This is a genomic window from Streptomyces sp. SID14515, assembly GCF_010548505.1.
GTDB classification, from domain to species: Bacteria; Actinomycetota; Actinomycetes; order Streptomycetales; family Streptomycetaceae; genus Streptomyces; species Streptomyces caviscabies.
On sequence record NZ_JAAGMH010000097.1, the window covers coordinates 42,738 to 59,852 of the forward strand.

Below are 17,115 nucleotides of genomic sequence, written 5' to 3' on the forward strand. Positions count from 1 at the left end.
GTCAGCTGCGGAGTCGGCCTTGCGGTCGCAGCCTGATGATCATGTCGTGCTCCCGTGCCCCGACCTTCAGGGTCACCCGGGTGTCCGCCAGGTGAGCGGTGGTCAGAGACAGGGCGTAGACGGCCGCGGCGGACAGACCCGGGTCGGACCGCGGCCCGGTCATGGCCGCCTCCACGATCCGGCCGTCGCGCAGTCCTGCCACGTGCCCGCCCTGGCTCAGGGCGGTCGCCGCTAGATGGCAGCCCGGAAAGCGGCCAAGGGTGTCCTCGATCCACTGGAGCGCAGCTGTCAGGGAACGGGCGGGGCCTCGCTGGAGCAGCACCGAAGCGTTCTCCAACGTGCGCCGGTCCTGCTCCCGTTCGTCGCAGGCCAGGTGGACGAAGCAGCCGGCCGTCTCGCCCTCGTCCGGCGACACCGCCGCCGGCCGCCTGTCTACGGTGACGCTGCCAGGTGAGACGGTGGTGGTGACTTTCCAAGAGGTGACTGCCGTCCCCGATTGCTCGGGTTCGCCCAGATACCGATCGGGTGGGGCGGCCTGCGTCGGTTCCGTTAGCTCCAGCAGGTGGTAGAGCGCGGTGCGCAGCCGCGCCAAGGCCCTGCCCGGCTGGTCGAAAGCTCCTTCCGCGATCGCGGCGAACCGTTCCGGGGCCTGCCCGGTCAACGCAGAGGTGATCTGTCGGTGTACGTCACCCCGGTCGTCGAGACGTGGTGCGGCCCGCCCGAGCGCTGCCACCGAGGTGCCTTCGACGGACTCGCTCCCGAAAGCCCCCAGCAGAACCGGCTTACCGAGCGCGGCACCGTACAACGTCACCGACCCGTGGTCGCCCACGACCACGTCCGCCGCGACCAGCGCCGACCGCCACGCGTGGATGTGGGGAATCAGCATCAGCCCCGCGTCCAGGGCAGGTGCAAGGATATTGCGGATCTGCCAGGAGCCGTGCCCCGCCCAGACGTTGGGATGAAGGATCGCCGCCACCCGGAACTCGTCGTACGGCAGCGCGCCCAGCACCCGGGCAGCCAGCTCGGGGTGCCGCCCGATCAGCGAACCTCCGCCCCAGGTGGAGCTGAGCACCACCAGCCGGTGCCGGTCGGGCACGCCGAGCGCCCGACGGTACGTGTCCGCCCGGTCGGCGCTGACGAGCAGCTCGTCGTAACACGGGTCGCCCACGAGCAGAGTGCGCCCGGCGGCCTTCGGATGCGAGGCGAGCAGTTGCTCTTCCTGGCTCGGATGCGAAATGGCCAGCCACGCGCGCCCCGACTCCAGCAGGCTGTCCGGCACCACCCCGGACAGCCGGTTTCGCGGCCCCCGTGAGTCCGGCACGTGCTTTTGGAACCCGATGCCGTGCGGCAGTACGAGGACCGGGCAATGCCCCTCGGGCACATCGATGTTCTCGCTTGCGGTGAGGATCAGATCGGGATCGGCGTGGCTCACCTGCTCCCAGGGGATGACGCGGCAGCCCGCGTCGTGCAGCAGATCCAGCACCCCGGCGTTGAAGGCGGAGGTGGGGTCGTGGGCGAAGACGACCGTCACCCGTCCGTCCCCGCGCAGGAGAGCGGGCAGGCATTCGAGGACTCTTACGGTCGAGGTCACCGTACGGGCCGCTACGACCAGGGTCTTCTCACCGTGGAAGGTGCTCCACCGCCCGGCGTCGGGCCCGACGGGGACGCGAAGGGGACGGCTAGCGTGCATGGCCACCCCGAAAGGCTATGGGCGCACCGCCCGGTCGCGGCTCGCATCTCAAGCCGTGCTGCAACCTTTCGAGTGGCGAACTGAAGTCCCTGACGGTCATATCGTAAGGGAGCCGCTCGCGGCCGGGCCGTCTTCGCGCCCGGTCGTCAGTCTCCCGCCGGAGCCCCGCCGCCCCGCTCCCGGCCGGCGAAGCGCACCGGCGCCCGGAACCGTGCCTTGCGGGCTGCCCGGCGGAAGGTGGTGAGGACGGCGGGGCCCGCCAGGGTGATGCAGAGGAAGTTCGTGACGGCGCGTCCGGTGTCCCAGCCGAGGGACGTGGCGACGTCGAACGCCAGGTAGCGCTGCCACTGTTCGGTGAAGGGCAGACCGGGGAGGTAGGCGATGGAGCTGTTCGGGTCCACCGAGAACGGCCAGAAGGACAGGTTCAGCAGAAAGCCGAAGAGGTAGCCGGAGAGCGATCCGTAGACGGCGAGCATCATGACCTCGCGGCGGCCCGTGGCCCGGGGCAGCAGGCCCGCGAGCATGCCGACGAACGCGCAGCCGAACATCTGGTACGGCATCCACGGGCCGACCCCGCCGGTGATCAGCGCGGATGCGAACAGGGACGTGCAGCCGAGGGTGAAGCCGAAGCCGGGGCCGTAGACGCGGCCCGCCAGGACGAGAACGAAGAAGACCGTCTCGATGCCCGCCGTTCCCGCACCGAGCGGGCGCAGCGCCGCGTTCACCGCGGAGAGCACCCCGAGCATCGCCAACGCCTTGGAGTTGATGCCGCCCTCGGCGATCTCGGAGATCACCACGCACAGGACGAGCACCAGCAGTACGCCGAAGATCAGCGGCGGCGCGTACGCCGCGCCCAGTCGGCCCGGCGCGACGACGAAGGGCCAGAAGAAGGCGACCAGGCCGAGGAACGCCGCCATGGCGATCACGACTCCGGCGCGCGGTGCGATGCGGATGGCCCCGGCGGAGCGCTCGGTGAGGTCCTTCAGGTCCTTGAGATCCGCGAGGTGCTTCACGCGCCCGCCTCCTCGTGCGGGAGCACCGCGGCCACCTGGTCGACCGTCAGGTACGGCAGCGGCGACAGGATCTTCGCCACCTGCGGGGCGAAGACCGGGGAGGCGACGATGACCTCGGTGGTCGGCCCGTCCGCGACGATGTCGCCCTCGGCCAGCACCACCACCCGGTCCGCGGCCCGTGCCGCGAACTCGACGTCATGGGTGGAGATCACCACCGACCGCCCCTCGGCGGCGAGTTCGTCGACCATGGCGATCAGCTGGGTCTTGGCCCGGTAGTCCAGACCGCGCGTCGGCTCGTCCAGCAGCAGGACCCGGGGCGCGGCCGTCAGCTGGATCGCGAGGACCAGGGCCAGCTTCTGGCCCTCGGAGAGGTCGCGCGGGTGCGTAGCGCCGTCGATGCCGGGGGCCAGCCGGTCCAGGAGCGTCCGGGCGGACGGGTTCGCGGTGCCGGTCCCACCACCGCCTGTCGCGGACTCGGTGTCGGCCTGGTCGAGTTCCTGCTTGACGCTCTCCAGGTAGAGCAGGTCGGTCGGGGTCTGCGGTACGAGTCCGACCAGCCGTCTGGCCTCGGCGGCGGACAGGCCCTTCGGGTCACTGCCCCGCGTCGAACGGCTCCGCGCCGAGCCGCCCCGCACCGCGCCACCCGGATCCGGTGCGCCGGACCCGCCCCCGGCCACCCGTACCGTGCCGGACCTCCGAGGACCCGAGCCCTGGAGCGCCCACAGCAGCGACGACTTGCCCGAGCCGTTGCGGCCCATCAACGCCGTGACCTCCCCGGCCCGCAGATCGAGGTCCACCTCCCGCACCGCCGGGACGCCCCGGTAGGCGACCGTGATCCCCCGGGCCCCGAGCAGGTCCGCGCCCGGTGCGTCCGGGACCGCGCGCACCGGCGGGGGCGGTGTGCCCTCCAGCGCCGTACGCAGCGGACGGGCCGCCCGGCGGGCGTCGCGTACCGACAGGGGCAGCGGCGACCAGCCCGCCGCCCGGCCCAGCTCGACGATGGGCGGGGCGATGGACGAGGTCGTGAAGATCTCCGCCGGCGGACCCGTGACCACCCGGCCGTCCCCGGGCAGATGGATGACCCGGTCGGCGTACTGCACCACCCGCTCCAGCCGGTGCTCGGCCAGCAGCACCGTCACCCCCAGATCGTGGACCAGCCGGGTCACCGCGGCCAGTACCTCCTCGGCCGCCGTCGGGTCGAGCGCCGAGGTCGGCTCGTCGAGCACCAGGACGCGCGGGTGGGCGGTGAGCACGGAACCGATCGCGACGCGCTGCTGCTGCCCGCCGGACAGCTCGTACAGTGCCCGGTGGCGCAGATCCGCGAGCCCGAGCAGGTCGAGCGTCTCCTCGACCCGCTTGCGCATCACCGCCGGTGCGATGGCCAACTGCTCCATCGCGTAGGCCAGTTCCTCCTCGACCGTGTCCGTGACGAAACCGTCCAGCGGATCCTGTCCCACCACGCCCACCACATCGGCGAGTTCGCGCGGCGGATGGTCGGCGGTGTCGCGGCCGTCGACCGTGACCGTGCCGTACAGCGTGCCGCCGGTGAAGTGCGGGACCAGCCCGTTGACCGCGCCCAGCAGCGTCGACTTGCCGACCCCCGTATGGCCCACCACGAGGCAGAGTTCGCCCTCGTCGACATTAAGGTTCACGTCCCGCAGGACCGGCTCGTCGGCGCCGTCGTACACGACGGACACCTGGTCGAAGGTGATCATGCGGCTTCCTCGGTGCGTTGCGCGGGGATGTGCGGAGCGGGCGGACCGGGCGGCGGCGCCAGGAACCCGGCCGCACCCGCGAGCAGGATCGCGGCGGTCGGGACGAGGGGCAGTGTCGGCCAACTCAGCGGGTAGATCGACGGGTTCAGCTCGGCCGGGTCGTAGCCGACGTTGACGAACAGCAGTACCGCGGAGAGCACTCCGCAGGATGCCACCGCCCACTCCGCGAACCGCCACGGATCCGGCCGGTACGTCGTCCGCGTCACCCGCCGCCCGCCGAGGCGCAGCCCGGCCAGGCAGAGGACCGAACCGGCGGCCAGCGCGGGCAGCCCCAGCAGTTTGGGCGCGGACGCGTCGAGGAGGCCGTACGCCCCGGCGCACAGTCCGCACATGCCCAGCAGCATCAGCACCCCGGTCAGCCGGCGCGAGCCGCGCGCCGCCGATCCGGCCCGCCCGTAGCCACGCGAGTCCATCGCCGCCGCCAGTCGCAACGACCGCTCCAGGGCGTCCTCCAGCACCGGGACGACGATTCCGCGCAGCGCCTTCAGCCCCTTGTTGCGACCGGCCCGCAGCCGTCGGGCACGGGCCACCCGCTGCACGCTCTGCACCAGTTGGGGGGCGACGCTGATCGACACGGTGACGGCGACGCCCAGTTCGTACAGCGCGCCCGGCAGCACCCGCAGCGCCCGCTTCGGGTTGGCGAGGGTGTTGGCCGCGCCGATGCAGCACAGCATGCACGCCAGCCGCAGGCCGTCGGTCGCGGCGGACAGCAGCGCCTCCAGCGAGACCGGGCCGCCCAGTTGGATGCCCGCGTACCAGTCCGGCGTCGGAATGTGCGGGAGCGAGAAGAGGTAGTGGTCGTTCGGGGTGATGCCGGTGGCGAACACCGCCCGGAACACCACCCGGATCGCCACCACCGTCAGGGCCAGATAGAGGTAGTACTTGAAGCCGCGCGCCCACGGGGCCTCGGTGCGCCGCACGGTGATGACGTAGCCGAGCACCGCGAGGACCAGGAAGAGCAGCAGCGGGTTGTTGGTACGGCTGACCGCCGTGGCCAGGGCGAGCGCCCAGATCCACCAGGCGACCGGGTGCAGGGTGCGCGGCAACCGCCGGCCGCCGGTGTCCGGGCTGTCGGCGGAGCGTTCCCCGGCCGTGCCGGCCACGCGGGCGCTACTGCTCACGGCGGCGGCGCTTCGCGGCGAACACGGCCGCGCCGCCGATGACCACCACGAGACCGGCCGTCGCCGCCACCGGCACCATCGACCCGGAGTCGTGCTCCGCGTCGGCCGCCGGAGCCGCGTCCACCACCTTCGCCGACCCCTGCGGCGCGGCCACCGCCGCGTCCGTCGTCACCGACGCGGACGGAGTGGGCGAGGGCGTGGCGGATGCGGACGGGGACGCGCTCGCGGAGGCGGAGGGCGAGGCCGGTTCCGAGGGGCGCTCCGAGGGCGGAGGCGGGGCCTGGCCGCCGTCCGCCGGCCGCTGCGCCGTCCGTACGGGGTCGGGCTTCGGCTTGGGCTGCGGTGCCGGATCGCCGCCCGTGGGACGGGAGTTGTGGGCGCGCAGCTGGTCCGGGGTGACGGTGGGGCGGCCCTTCGTGCCCTCGATGTTCGTCCCGCCGAAGATCCACAGGTCCACGCTGCCCGGCCGGGGCCGGTAGCTCATCGCGCCGAGCTGGCTGTACTCCCAGGTGTTCTCGCCGGGGTTCGCGTGCCAGTACGACCAGTAGGCCGAGGCCGGCGGGGTGAGGACACAGTCCTCCTGCTGGGACGTCGGGTACTGCTTGCCGCCCTGGTGTCCGCTGTAGCCGATCCGGCAGATGAACGCCGGACCGTCGTGCCCGGTCCCGGTGGTCCGCCAGCCGCCCTGGTTGAGCAGCTCGTAGCCGGTCGTCGGCGTCGTACCGCACGAGCGGTAGACGGGACCGCCCCAGTGGCTGAAGTCGACGGCCAGCACCACGCCCGAGGAGGTGGTGCACCGGCCGATCGGCTGCGGGGCCGCCGACGCCTGACCCACGGGCGCGAGGAGCGCCGCGCCGGTCAGGCCCAAGGCGGTCAGGGTCCGGCCGGCCGTGCGGCGGAGGCGGAACCTCACCGTTCACCACCCGTCGCCGTACGCCGGTCGCGGGCGATGGCGACCGTGCGCCAGCCCGCCAGGACCAGCACCGCGGCGGCCGCCGCGAGGCCCAGCGCCTGCACACCGGTCGACGCGAGGCTGCCCCCGTCGCCCGGACCGGTGGCGTCGACGACCGAGCCGCCCCCGCTGTCCCCGGGCGTGACGATCGCCGGGGCGGAGGAGGAGGGGGAGGGGACCGGGTTGGGCGTGGTGCCCTCCAGGCTGCGGGTCAGGACGCCGAAGGAGATGCCGGTGGAACCGCCGACCGCCTGCGCCGAGGCGCGGATGTCGGAGCCCCGCTGCCCCTCCTTGGCCACATTGAAGCCGCCGTCCTTGTTCTGCTGCGAGGCGAGGAACTTCAGCGCCTTCGTGATCTGCTTGTCGTACTTCTCCGCGTCCAGCGACAGGCCCTGCACGGCGAGCGCCGCGGAGTTGACCGAGTTGCCGGAGGCGCCGGGGAACCCGCCGTCCGGCAGCTGCCGGGACGCGATCCAGGCCAGCGCCTTGTCCACGGCGGCCGCGTGCGCGTCGCCCGGGACCAGGTCCATCGTCATCGCGGCCATCGCGGTCGAGTCCACGTCCGAGTCGCCCGTCGCGGGGATCAGGCTCGGCCACGCGCCGGAGGCGGTGTGCTGGAGGCTCGCCAGATACGCGATCGGGGCCTCGGCCGCCTTCTCCTCACCGGCCCGCAGCTGCGCGATGATCCCGAGCGAGTGCGCGAAGACGGACGGTGCGTAGGTGTACGCGCCTTCGGCGGCGCAGCTGCGGTCGGGCGCGGTGCTCGGCTTCTCGCAGACCGCGTCCGCCAGGCCCGCGATCAGGTCCTGGCCGCCGAAGTCGCGCGGGTCCCGCTCGACGACCTGGGCGAGGAGGGCCGCCTTGCCCATCGAGCCGCCCAGCGCGTACTTTCCGCCGACCCCGGTCCAGTCGTGCAGGGTCCGGCCCTCGCTGTCCTTGCCGCCCTGGGCGAGGAAGTCCACGATCGTGCGCAGCGCGTTGTCGTCATGACCGGCCGCCGCCAGCGCGAACGCCCCGTCGATGGTCATGCCGAAGTCGGCGCGTCCCGCGTTGTCGACCGCCCTGTAGTAGCGGCCCTGGTGGAGATTGGCCGGGCTGGTGAGGTAGGCGACGCCCTTCTTGAGATCGGGGCCCACACCCGGCGGGCGCGTCGTCGGCGGGGTGGTGGGCCCGGTCGTCGGGGGAGTGGTCGGCGGGACGGTGGGCTCGGGCGTCTTGGTGGTGAGGGTGGCCAGGCTGGTGCCCGTGCCCGCCAGCACGGCGGGTCCGGTCGGGTAGAGCGCGCTGTCGGTGGCGCCCTCGTCGAACCCGAAGCCGCCGTCGTCGTGCTGCTGCCGCGACAGCCAGGAGACCGCCGCGTCCGCCGCGCCGCCGTCACCGAGCGCGCGCAGCGCCTGCGCCGCGTACGCGGTGGCCGTGACGGAACCGGTCGTCTCACCGGTGGACAGCGGGAACGCGCCCGACTCCAGCTGGGCCTTCTTCAGATACGTACGCGCCTTGGCGACGGCGGCGTCCTGGCCGCCCGCCTCGTCCAGCACCAGCGCGACCAGACCGGTCGTCGCCGGGTCGCCGTCGCAGTTCTCGCCCGGACGGATCAGGATGCTGGTCACCGAGCCGTTCTGGCACACCAGTTGGGTCAGCCGGTCCACGGTCCCGGCGGGCGGCTCGACCCCGCCGCGCAGCAGCGCCAGCACGGCCAGCGCCTGGCCGTCCGCGTACATCGCGCCGTGGAAGTCGCCCTTGGCCGTGCAGCCGGGGGTGGGGCTGCCGGAGTCCGGACCGGCCGGGCAGACGTGCTTCACGAGGTCGCCGAGCAGATCGCGGCCGCCGAAGGCGCGCGGGTCGCCCTCGGTGCTCTCCGCGAGCAGCGCCAGCCGGGCCGCGGCCGTGGCGTCGGGCGCCTCGTCCGGACCGGCCGGGTAGGCGTACGCGTCGGTCCGGCCTGCCAGATGGGCCGTCACCTTGTCCAGGGCCGCGCCCTTGCCGTTCGCCGCCGCGAGCGCGTACGCGGCCTCCGTGGTGAGGAAGTCGTTGGGTGTCTCGGACCCTTCGTCCACCACATGGGTGCCGTCGCGCAGTTGACCGCTCACCCAGCGGCCGGCCGCCGGTACGTCGATCTCCCCGGCGGGCACGCTCGGGCCGCCGGTCGGGCCGTCGGTGGGGCCTGGCGTCGCTCCGCCGCCCGCGCGGACCTCGTCGGGGGTGAAGGTGGGCTTCCCGGTGGAGCCGCCGACGTCGGTACCGCCGAACACCCAGGCGTCCACGTCACCCGCCTTCGGCTGGCGGCTCATCGCGCCGAGCGGGCTGTAGGACCAGGTGTCCTGGCCGGGCGAGGCGATCCAGTACGACCAGTAGGCGGTGGCCTGCGGGGTCAGCACACAGTCCTCGGTGGCCGGAGTCGGGTACGGCGTACCGGAGTCGAACGAACCGGTGCCGATGCGGCAGATGAAGCCGTCGCCGTCGTGCTGGGTGCCCTCGGTGCTGAACCCGCCCTCGTGGAGGAGCTCGTAGCCGGTGGTCGGTGTGGTGTCGCAGCCGCGCACCACACCGCCGCCGAACGGTCCGAAGTCCACCGCGACGATCGCACCCCTGGTGGGCGTGCACTCCTCGACGGGGTCGGCGGCCGCCGGGCCCGCACCGGTGACGAACGCCACGCTCGCGGCGAAGGTCACCGCGGCAGCCGAAAGCAGCGACAGAAGTCTCTTCTTGCCCACGCGTCGGTCCTGTTGCTGTGCGGTCCCCACCACGGCCCCTCGTGTCGTCCGGGCGGGCCGTGCGTGGCAGGACGACTACCCGGCAGGACACGGCCGCGAAGGGGCCGCCCCCGGGGAGCTGTTCGAACCACGCCGTAGTCCGCGACGGCGCTTCTCGCTGAAATTCCTGGTCCCAGGCATTCCGGCTCGCCCGCGCGATGCGGGCCCACGGCTGCGGGTCAGCGCCGGATTTCGACCGGCTTCCCCTGGGGCTGAGTGCGTATCAGGCGGATTGGAACACGCTCTCGAACGGGCAGTCAAGGTGGCCTGTGTCTCCTTCCCGAGCGCTCCGGCGCACGCCCCGGCCGTCCCTGGCGCGCCTGTGCAGCCTCGGGTAGCGTCCTGGCCTGCCGTAGGGGGGAACCCGGTGCGAATCCGGGGCTGACGCGCAGCGGTGTGGGACGGCAGGGGGCCGTTCCCGAGCCCGAATGCCCAGACGGCGGTTGTCCCAGGAGAAGCCGTACCCACGCGTCCGGGCGTCGGCCACCCCCAGCCTGCCCCGACCCGCCGTGTGCGGCCCGGGAGGCGGCGCGGTGCCGTGCGCCCCTCACCCCAGGAGCAGGCCCATGCCCCGTTCTGTCGTCTCCCGTGCATCCGGAGCCACCCGAGCCTCCGGCGGCACCCGAGCCCACGGCACCACCCGCACCTCGCGTACGTACCGTCGCCTCGGCCTCGTGGCGCCCGCCGTCCTCGGCGCCTTCGCCCTCACGGCGCTGCCCGCCGCCGCGACGTCCACGCCCGCCCAGATCGCCACCTCGAAGACCAACGGTGTGGCGTACGTCAAGTCCCTCCAGGCCGCGGACGGTTCGTACGCCGGCTCCGGGCTCTCCAACGAATGGGCGTTCAGCGCGTTCGCCGCCGCCGGCACGGCCGCCGTGGACGTGACACCGGGCGGCGACGCCACCAAGAACGCCCGCACCGTCTACCGCAACCTCCTGGCCACCCCCGGCTGGCCCTCCGCCACCCCCGTCGTCACCGACTACCAGCGCGGCACGCTCAACGCGTACGCCGCCGGGATCGACCCCGCCCGGGTCTCCGCCTCGCGCAACCTGATCGCCGACATCTACGGCTACTGGCAGAACGCGGAGGCCGGCTACTTCGGCCCGTCCGCCAACTACAACGGCACCGTCTTCGCCGCCCTCGCCCTGGGTGGCGCCAGAACCCAGGCGGGCGCCCAGCGGGTCCCGCAGGCGCTCGTCGACCGCATCGTCACCCGGCTCCGGGCCAACCAGCACAACGACGGCGGCTGGACCTACGCCAAGGCCGAGGGCAACGCCACCGAGCTGGCCAAGCCGGGCGACGTCGACATGACCGGCGCCTCCATGGCCGCGCTCTGCGTCTCCGGCGTCCCGAACACCGACCCCGACATCCTCCAGGCCAAGGCGTTCCTCAAGAGCAAGCTGGTCAACAACTCCGGCGCGTTCAACGCCCTGTACGGCATCAACACCAGCTCCAACGGCTGGGCCGTCTCCGGGCTCAACGCCTGCGGCATCAACCCGCAGACCGGCGACTTCCTCACCCCCATGGGCAGAACCCCGATCGACTTCCTGATCGCCCAGCAGTTCAACCCCGGCGGCGGCTTCAAGTACCAGCCCTCCGACACCACCCCGTCCGCCTACTCCTCACTCGACGCCCTGCGCGCCGTCGCGGGCGGCGGCTTCACCGCCGCGCCGCCCACCCCGGTCACCGTCGGCGCGCCCAAGTGGGTCGCGGCGAGCGGTTTCACGGCCGGTACGGCGACGAAACTGGCGCTGACCGTGGACGACGGCGCCGGCGCCCTGAAGGTCTGCTCGGTCGCCTTCACCCCGACCGGCACGACCACCACCCTCGGCGACGTCCTGACCGCCGCGACGAGCGCCTCCACCCCGGCGGGCTGCGTCACCGGAGTCGTCCCGGCGACCGGCACCGGAACCATCACCTCCGTCAACGGCAAGGCCAACGCCGGATCGGCCACCTGGAAGGTGTCCGTCGACGGCTCCGCCTTCGCCGGGGCCGCCCGCGACAAGGTGATCGGCGTCGGCGACACCATCGCGCTGCGCTACTCCTGACCCGGCCGGGTGGGGGGGGACGCGCACCGCCTACGCGGACGGCGTCCCCTTCACCGGGTACGGCACGAACGTGCTGCTGTTCTCGTCGATCGCCAGCGGCTGCCCCAGCGGCGGGACCGCGCGCTGCGGGCAGTCCAGCCGCTCGCAGATCCGGCAGCCCATCCCGATCGGCGTCGCGGCCGAGGCGTTGTCCAGGTCGAGACCGTCGGAGTAGACCAGCCGCCCGGCATGCCGGATCTCGCAGCCCAGCCCGATGGCGAACGTCTTGCCCGGCTCGCCCCAGCCGCCCCGGTGCCGGGTCACCGCCCGCGCGGTCCACAGATAGCGCTGCCCGTCCGGCATCGCCGCGATCTGGACGTGGATCCTGCCGGGCGCGGCGAACGCCTCGTACACGTTCCACAGCGGGCAGGTGCCGCCCGCGCGGGAGAAGTGGAACCCGGTAGCGGACTGCCGCTTCGACATGTTCCCCGCCCGGTCGACCCGGACGAAGGAGAACGGCACCCCGCGCAGCCGGGGCCGCTGGAGCGTGGAGAGCCGGTGGCAGACCGTTTCGTAGCCGAGCCCGAACCGGTCGGTGAGCCGCTCGATGTCGTACCGCACCTCCTCGGCCGCCGTGTGGAAGGCCCGGTACGGGAGGATCAGCGCGCCCGCGAAGTAGTTGGCGACCCCGATCCGCGCCAGGGGCCAGGTCGCGGAGGACTCGTCGTAGTCCTCCGAGGCCAACCGGGCGATCTCCGGGCCGTATTCGAGCAGGGCGAGCTGCGTCGCCATCCGGAACGCCTGCTGGCCCGGCCGGAGCCGGCCCGAGAGGTACAGCACCCGGGCGTCCGGGTCGTAGTGGTGCAGCCGGCCGGTGTCCGCCTGCCGGGGCGCGCTCCGGGAAGGTTCGTCGCCGGGGCGCCGGGCCGGCCGCCGCTCCGCCCCGGCGGGCCCGGTCCGCTCCTGCCGGTCGGCGGCGGTGGCCAGCCGGATGCCGTGCCGCTCGGTCAGCCGGGCGGCGAGCGTACGCACCACCTCGCCGGGGCGTACGCCGATCTCCGCCGCCAGCTCCTCGGCCGCCAGGTCCGCCTCGTGGAGGTAGTTCTGCCGGCGGTAGAAGAACTCGCGGATCTCCTCGTGCGGGGAGCGCGGCAGGTCCGGCCCGCCGCCGCCGCGCAGCTCGGCGGCCTCCGCCAACCGTCCGGCCAGCGCCTGGTTACGCCGCCCGAGGTCGAGCAGCACGTTCGCCACCCCCGGCAGCCGGGAGGCCAGCTCGGACAGCTCGGCGGCCGAGACCCGCGCCGCGCCGACCTCGTCCGCGAGCGCCTCCCGCAGATCCGCCAGCACCCGGGTGGTGTCCCGCTCCGAGAAGAAGCCCGGGTCCACGCCGAAGGCCTCGGTCAGCCGGAGCAGGACCGGCACCGTCAGCGGGCGCGAGTCGTGCTCCATCTGGTTCAGATAGCTCGGCGAGATCGCCAGCACCCTGGCCAGCTCCGCCTGGCTCATTCCGCGCTCCTCGCGCAGCCTGCGCAGCCGCGCGCCCGCGTAGGTCTTGCTCACCTCGGGGCCCTTCCCACCGTCGTCAACATATCGACAACCCTAGCCGCCAGGACCTCATCAAGACCCTTTGCAATCTTGGCAAACTGCGCCGAAAGATTCGCAGAACTTGGCATGCGTACCCCGTTGATGGCACTCAGTGCCACTGCCAGAGTTGTTCCTGCGGCCCACCGGACACCGGCTCCGGGCCGGGGAACCGAGCACGATTTCATGCCCTGACGTCGTTCTCCTCGGGATCTCGGACCGGTCCGCCGGGCGCATTGCTTACCGTTCCACCTCGGAGGTCCGGTGGGCCGCATCCAGAAGTCGCGTCACCCAGTGACTCCGGCTTCGCACCCTTCACACGATCGACCCACACGACTTCGGGAGACACGCCATGGCGCAGGCAAGGACGACGGCGGAAGAGCTGGCGCGGCGGTGGGCGAGCGACCCCCGCTGGAAGGGCATCGAGCGCACCTACAGCGCCGCGGACGTGGTCCGGCTCTCCGGCAGCGTCCGCGAGGAGCACACCCTCGCCCGGCGCGGCGCCGAGCGGCTCTGGCGTCAGCTCCACGAGCAGGACTACATCCACGCGCTCGGCGCGCTGACCGGCGGCCAGGCCGTCCAGCAGGTCAAGGCGGGCCTCAAGGCCATCTACCTCTCCGGCTGGCAGGTCGCCGCCGACGCCAACCTGGCCGGTCACACCTACCCCGACCAGAGCCTCTACCCGGCCAACTCGGTGCCGAGCGTGGTCCGCAGGATCAACAATGCCCTGCTGCGCGCCGACCAGATCGCCACCGCCGAGGACGCCGGCGACACCACCGACTACCTCGCGCCGATCGTCGCCGACGCGGAGGCCGGCTTCGGCGGACCGCTCAATGCCTTCGAGCTCACCAAGGCGATGATCGAGGCGGGCGCGGCCGGCATCCACTACGAGGACCAGCTCGCCTCCGAGAAGAAGTGCGGCCACCTCGGCGGCAAGGTCCTCGTCCCCACCGCCCAGCACGTGCGCACCCTCAACGCGGCCCGCCTCGCCGCCGACATCGCCGATGTGCCCACCCTGATCGTGGCCCGCACCGACGCGCTCGCCGCCAACCTGATCACCAGCGACGTCGACGAGCGCGACGCGCGGTTCGTCACCGGCGAGCGGACCGCCGAGGGCTTCTACCGCGTGCAGAACGGCATGGCCCCGGTCATCGCCCGCGGCCTCGCCTACGCCCCGTACGCCGACCTCATCTGGGTCGAGACCGGCACCCCTGACCTCGCCCAGGCCCGTGAGTTCGCCGAGGCGATCCACGCCGAGCACCCGGACCAGATGCTCGCGTACAACTGCTCCCCGTCCTTCAACTGGCGGGCCGCGCTGGACGACGACCAGATCGCCAAGTTCCAGCGCGAGCTGGGCGCGATGGGCTACCGCTTCCAGTTCATTACCCTGGCCGGCTTCCACTCCCTCAACCACGCCATGTTCGACCTGGCGCGCGGCTACGCCGAGCAGGGCATGACCGCCTACGTCGACCTCCAGGAGCGCGAGTTCGCCGCCCAGGAGCAGGGCTTCACCGCCGTCAAGCACCAGCGCGAGGTCGGCACCGGCTACTTCGACCAGGTCTCCACGGCCATCAACCCCGCCTCCTCCACCACGGCCCTCACCGGCTCCACCGAGGAAGAGCAGTTCCACTAGCCCCCCCACCGGTCGCGGGGGCCGCCCACGCCCCCGCGCCCCCGCGACCGGGCCCCCGTCCCGCCACGCCCCCGCTGAGGAGAACCGCATGACCACCCTTGCCACGACCGGCCGCGTCCAGGTCCTCGGCGTACCGGGGGACCGGCACGAGGAGGTCCTCACCCCCGAGGCCCTCGACTTCATCGGCCGCCTCGACGCGGCCTTCGCCGCCCGCCGCTTCGACCTGCTGACCGAGCGCCGCCGCCGCTCCGCGCTGCTGCGTGGCGGCACCCCGCTCGACTTCTCCCGCGCCACCAAGTCGATCCGCACCGACCCCGACTGGCGCGTCGCCCGCCCCGCACCCGGCCTCACCGACCGACGGGTGGAGATCACCGGCCCGCCCGAGCGCTCGATGGCGGTGAACGCGCTCAACTCCGGGGCCCAGGTGTGGATGGCCGACTTCGAGGACGCCACCTCGCCCACCTGGGAGAACATCGTGCGGGGCCAGCTGAACCTGATCGACGCCATCGACCGCCGTATCGACTTCACCACCACGAGCGGCAAGGAGTACCGGCTCACCGACCGGCCCGCCACCATCATGGTGCGGCCGCGCGGCTGGCATCTCACCGAGAAGCACCTCGTCATCGACGAGCGGCCCGTGCCCGCCGCGCTCGTCGACTTCGGCCTCTACTTCTTCCACTGCGCTCAGCGCCAGATCGACGCGGGCAGCGGACCGTACTTCTACCTCCCCAAGCTGGAGAACCGGTACGAGGCCCGGCTCTGGAACGATGTGTTCCTCCTCGCCCAGGACCTGCTGGGCATCCCGCGCGGCACGATCCGCGCCACCGTCCTCATCGAGACGATCACCGCCGCGTTCGAGATGGAGGAGATCCTCTACGAACTGCGCGAACACAGCGCCGGCCTCAACGCGGGCCGCTGGGACTACCTCTTCAGCCTGATCAAGAACTTCGCGCACCGCCCCGACTTCGTCCTCCCCGACCGGGCGCAGGTCACCATGACCGCCCCCTTCCTGCGCGCTTACACCGAACTCCTGGTCCGCACCTGCCACAAGCGCGGCGCACACGCCATCGGCGGCATGGCCGCGCAGATCCCCGGCGGCGAGCCGGCCGCCCGAGAGGCGGCGCTGGCGAAGGTCCGGCTCGACAAGGAGCGCGAGGCGGAGGACGGCTTCGACGGCTCCTGGGTGGCCCACCCCGGCCTCGTCCTGGTCTGCCGGACCGTCTTCGACGGAGTGCTCGGCGACCGTCCGCACCAGCTGGAACGCACCCGCGACGACGTCCATGTCACCGCCGAGCACCTCGTCGCCGTCCGCCGCACGGCGGGTCGCCCGACTCCGGAAGGCGTCCGCGACAACATCGCCGTCGCCCTGCGCTACTACGACGCCTGGCTGCGCGGGCAAGGGGCCGTCGCCCTGAACGGGCTCATGGAGGACGCGGCGACCGCCGAGATCGCCCGGGTCCAGATCTGGCAGTGGCTCAAGCACCGGGCGGTCGACCGCGAGACGGTCCTGACGCTCCTCGACGAGGAACTGGCCGCGCTCGGCGCCACGTATCCCTGGGCCCAGCTCGACCAGGTCCGCGACCTGTTCGAACGCACCGCGCTCGGCAGGGACCTGCCCGCCTTCTTCACCACGGAGGCGTACGCCCGCCACCTCGTCGGCCGTCCGGCGGTGCGGGCATGAGCGCCGCCATCGCCCGGGTGGGCGTCGTCGGAGGGGGCCAGATGGGGGCCGGGATCGCCGAGGTCTGCGCCCGCGCCGGACTGCACACGATCGTCTGCGAGGCGGACGCCACCGCCGCCGACCGGGCCCGCGAACGGGTCGCGATCTCCCTGGAGCGGGCCGTGCAGCGCGGCAAGCTCGACCGGCTCACCGCCGAGGACGCGCTCGGCAGACTGGACTTCACCGGCAGCCTCGACGCCCTGGCCGACCGTCAGCTCGTCATCGAGGCCGTTGTCGAGAACGCCGCCGCCAAGACGGAGATCTTCACCGCCCTCGACAAGATCGTCGAGGACCCCGAGGCGATCCTGGCGACCAACACCTCCGCCATCCCCGTCATGCGGCTCGGCATGGCCACCCACCGCGCCGACCGCGTCCTCGGACTGCACTTCTTCAACCCGGTGCCGGTCCTTCCACTGGTGGAGGTGGTGACCTCGCTGCACACCGCGCCCGCGACGGTCGCCGCCGCCGAGGAGTTCGTGACCTCGGTGCTCGGCAAGACGGTGGTCCGCTCGCAGGACCGGGCCGGCTTCGTCGTCAACGCCCTCCTCGTCCCGTATCTGCTCTCCGCGATCCGGATGGCCGAGTCGGGCTTCGCCACCGCCGCCGACGTGGACGCCGGGATGGAGCTGGGCTGCGCCCACCCGATGGGACCGCTGAAGCTCGCCGACCTGATCGGCCTCGACACGGTGGCCTCCATCGCCGCATCGCTGTACGACGAGTTCAAGGAACCGCTGTACGCCCCGCCGCCGCTGCTCCTGCGGATGGTGGAGGCCGGTCTGCTCGGCCGGAAGACGGGTCGCGGGTTCCACACGTACGACCGGGGCTGAGGGGCCCGGGTCAGGTCGCGGCT

At 72.8% G+C, this 17,115-nt stretch carries 11 protein-coding genes and 2 riboswitches; of the genes, 4 read left to right on the forward strand and 7 right to left on the reverse strand.

Going from position 1 to position 17,115, the window contains the following annotated elements; translation table 11 throughout:
• Position 1: 1 nt before the first annotated feature.
• The 6 genes from G3I54_RS20390 to G3I54_RS20415 form a co-directional block, all read right to left on the reverse strand.
• Positions 2–1,690 (reverse strand): hypothetical protein, encoded by a 1,689-nt coding sequence (locus tag G3I54_RS20390; RefSeq protein WP_203686859.1) that lies wholly within the window; start codon positions 1,688–1,690, stop codon positions 2–4.
• 146 nt (positions 1,691–1,836) lie between these two features.
• Positions 1,837–2,676 carry an ECF transporter S component gene (locus G3I54_RS20395; RefSeq protein WP_164616572.1) on the reverse strand — a complete coding sequence of 280 codons (840 nt, stop codon included), beginning with the start codon at positions 2,674–2,676 and terminating at the stop codon, positions 1,837–1,839.
• Between the two features lie 23 nt (positions 2,677–2,699).
• Positions 2,700–4,418 carry an ABC transporter ATP-binding protein gene (locus G3I54_RS20400; protein WP_164616306.1) on the reverse strand — a complete coding sequence of 573 codons (1,719 nt, stop codon included), beginning with the start codon at positions 4,416–4,418 and terminating at the stop codon, positions 2,700–2,702.
• Positions 4,415–5,599 (reverse strand): energy-coupling factor transporter transmembrane component T, encoded by a 1,185-nt coding sequence (locus tag G3I54_RS20405; protein WP_343240371.1) that lies wholly within the window; start codon positions 5,597–5,599, stop codon positions 4,415–4,417. The genes G3I54_RS20400 and G3I54_RS20405 overlap by 4 nt, the downstream gene beginning before the upstream one ends.
• Positions 5,589–6,512 (reverse strand): hypothetical protein, encoded by a 924-nt coding sequence (locus G3I54_RS20410; protein WP_164616307.1) that lies wholly within the window; start codon positions 6,510–6,512, stop codon positions 5,589–5,591. Before G3I54_RS20410 ends, G3I54_RS20405 begins: the two co-directional genes overlap by 11 nt.
• The gene (locus tag G3I54_RS20415; protein ID WP_164616308.1) at positions 6,509–9,295 is read right to left on the reverse strand and encodes a prenyltransferase/squalene oxidase repeat-containing protein; all 2,787 of its coding nucleotides are present in this window, start codon (positions 9,293–9,295) and stop codon (positions 6,509–6,511) included. The genes G3I54_RS20410 and G3I54_RS20415 overlap by 4 nt, the downstream gene beginning before the upstream one ends.
• A 144-nt stretch (positions 9,296–9,439) precedes the next feature.
• Positions 9,440–9,512: riboswitch (cobalamin riboswitch) on the reverse strand.
• A 149-nt stretch (positions 9,513–9,661) separates the two neighbouring features.
• A riboswitch (cobalamin riboswitch) is annotated at positions 9,662–9,738 on the forward strand.
• A 240-nt stretch (positions 9,739–9,978) separates the two neighbouring features.
• Between G3I54_RS20415 and G3I54_RS20420 the strand changes: the two genes are divergently transcribed.
• Entirely contained in the window at positions 9,979–11,352 is a 1,374-nt protein-coding gene (locus tag G3I54_RS20420; protein ID WP_164616574.1) for a terpene cyclase/mutase family protein, read from the forward strand.
• Positions 11,353–11,382: 30 nt separating this feature from the next.
• Here the strand turns inward: G3I54_RS20420 and G3I54_RS20425 are convergent, their stop codons facing one another.
• On the reverse strand, positions 11,383–12,891 hold the full coding sequence (locus G3I54_RS20425) for an XRE family transcriptional regulator (RefSeq protein ID WP_164616309.1): 1,509 nt from the start codon (positions 12,889–12,891) through the stop codon (positions 11,383–11,385).
• A 373-nt stretch (positions 12,892–13,264) separates the two neighbouring features.
• Here G3I54_RS20425 and aceA point away from each other — a divergent pair, with 373 nt between their 5' ends.
• From aceA to G3I54_RS20440, 3 genes are all read left to right on the forward strand, one after another.
• The gene (gene aceA / locus G3I54_RS20430) at positions 13,265–14,545 is read left to right on the forward strand and encodes an isocitrate lyase (protein WP_164616310.1); all 1,281 of its coding nucleotides are present in this window, start codon (positions 13,265–13,267) and stop codon (positions 14,543–14,545) included.
• Between the two features lie 88 nt (positions 14,546–14,633).
• Positions 14,634–16,226, forward strand: a complete 1,593-nt coding sequence (gene aceB, locus G3I54_RS20435; protein WP_164616311.1) for a malate synthase A — start codon at positions 14,634–14,636, stop codon at positions 16,224–16,226.
• Positions 16,223–17,092: a 3-hydroxybutyryl-CoA dehydrogenase gene (locus G3I54_RS20440; RefSeq protein ID WP_164616312.1), complete on the forward strand. Its 870-nt coding sequence runs from the start codon at positions 16,223–16,225 to the stop codon at positions 17,090–17,092. The genes aceB and G3I54_RS20440 overlap by 4 nt, the downstream gene beginning before the upstream one ends.
• The last annotated feature ends 23 nt before the right edge of the window (positions 17,093–17,115 follow it).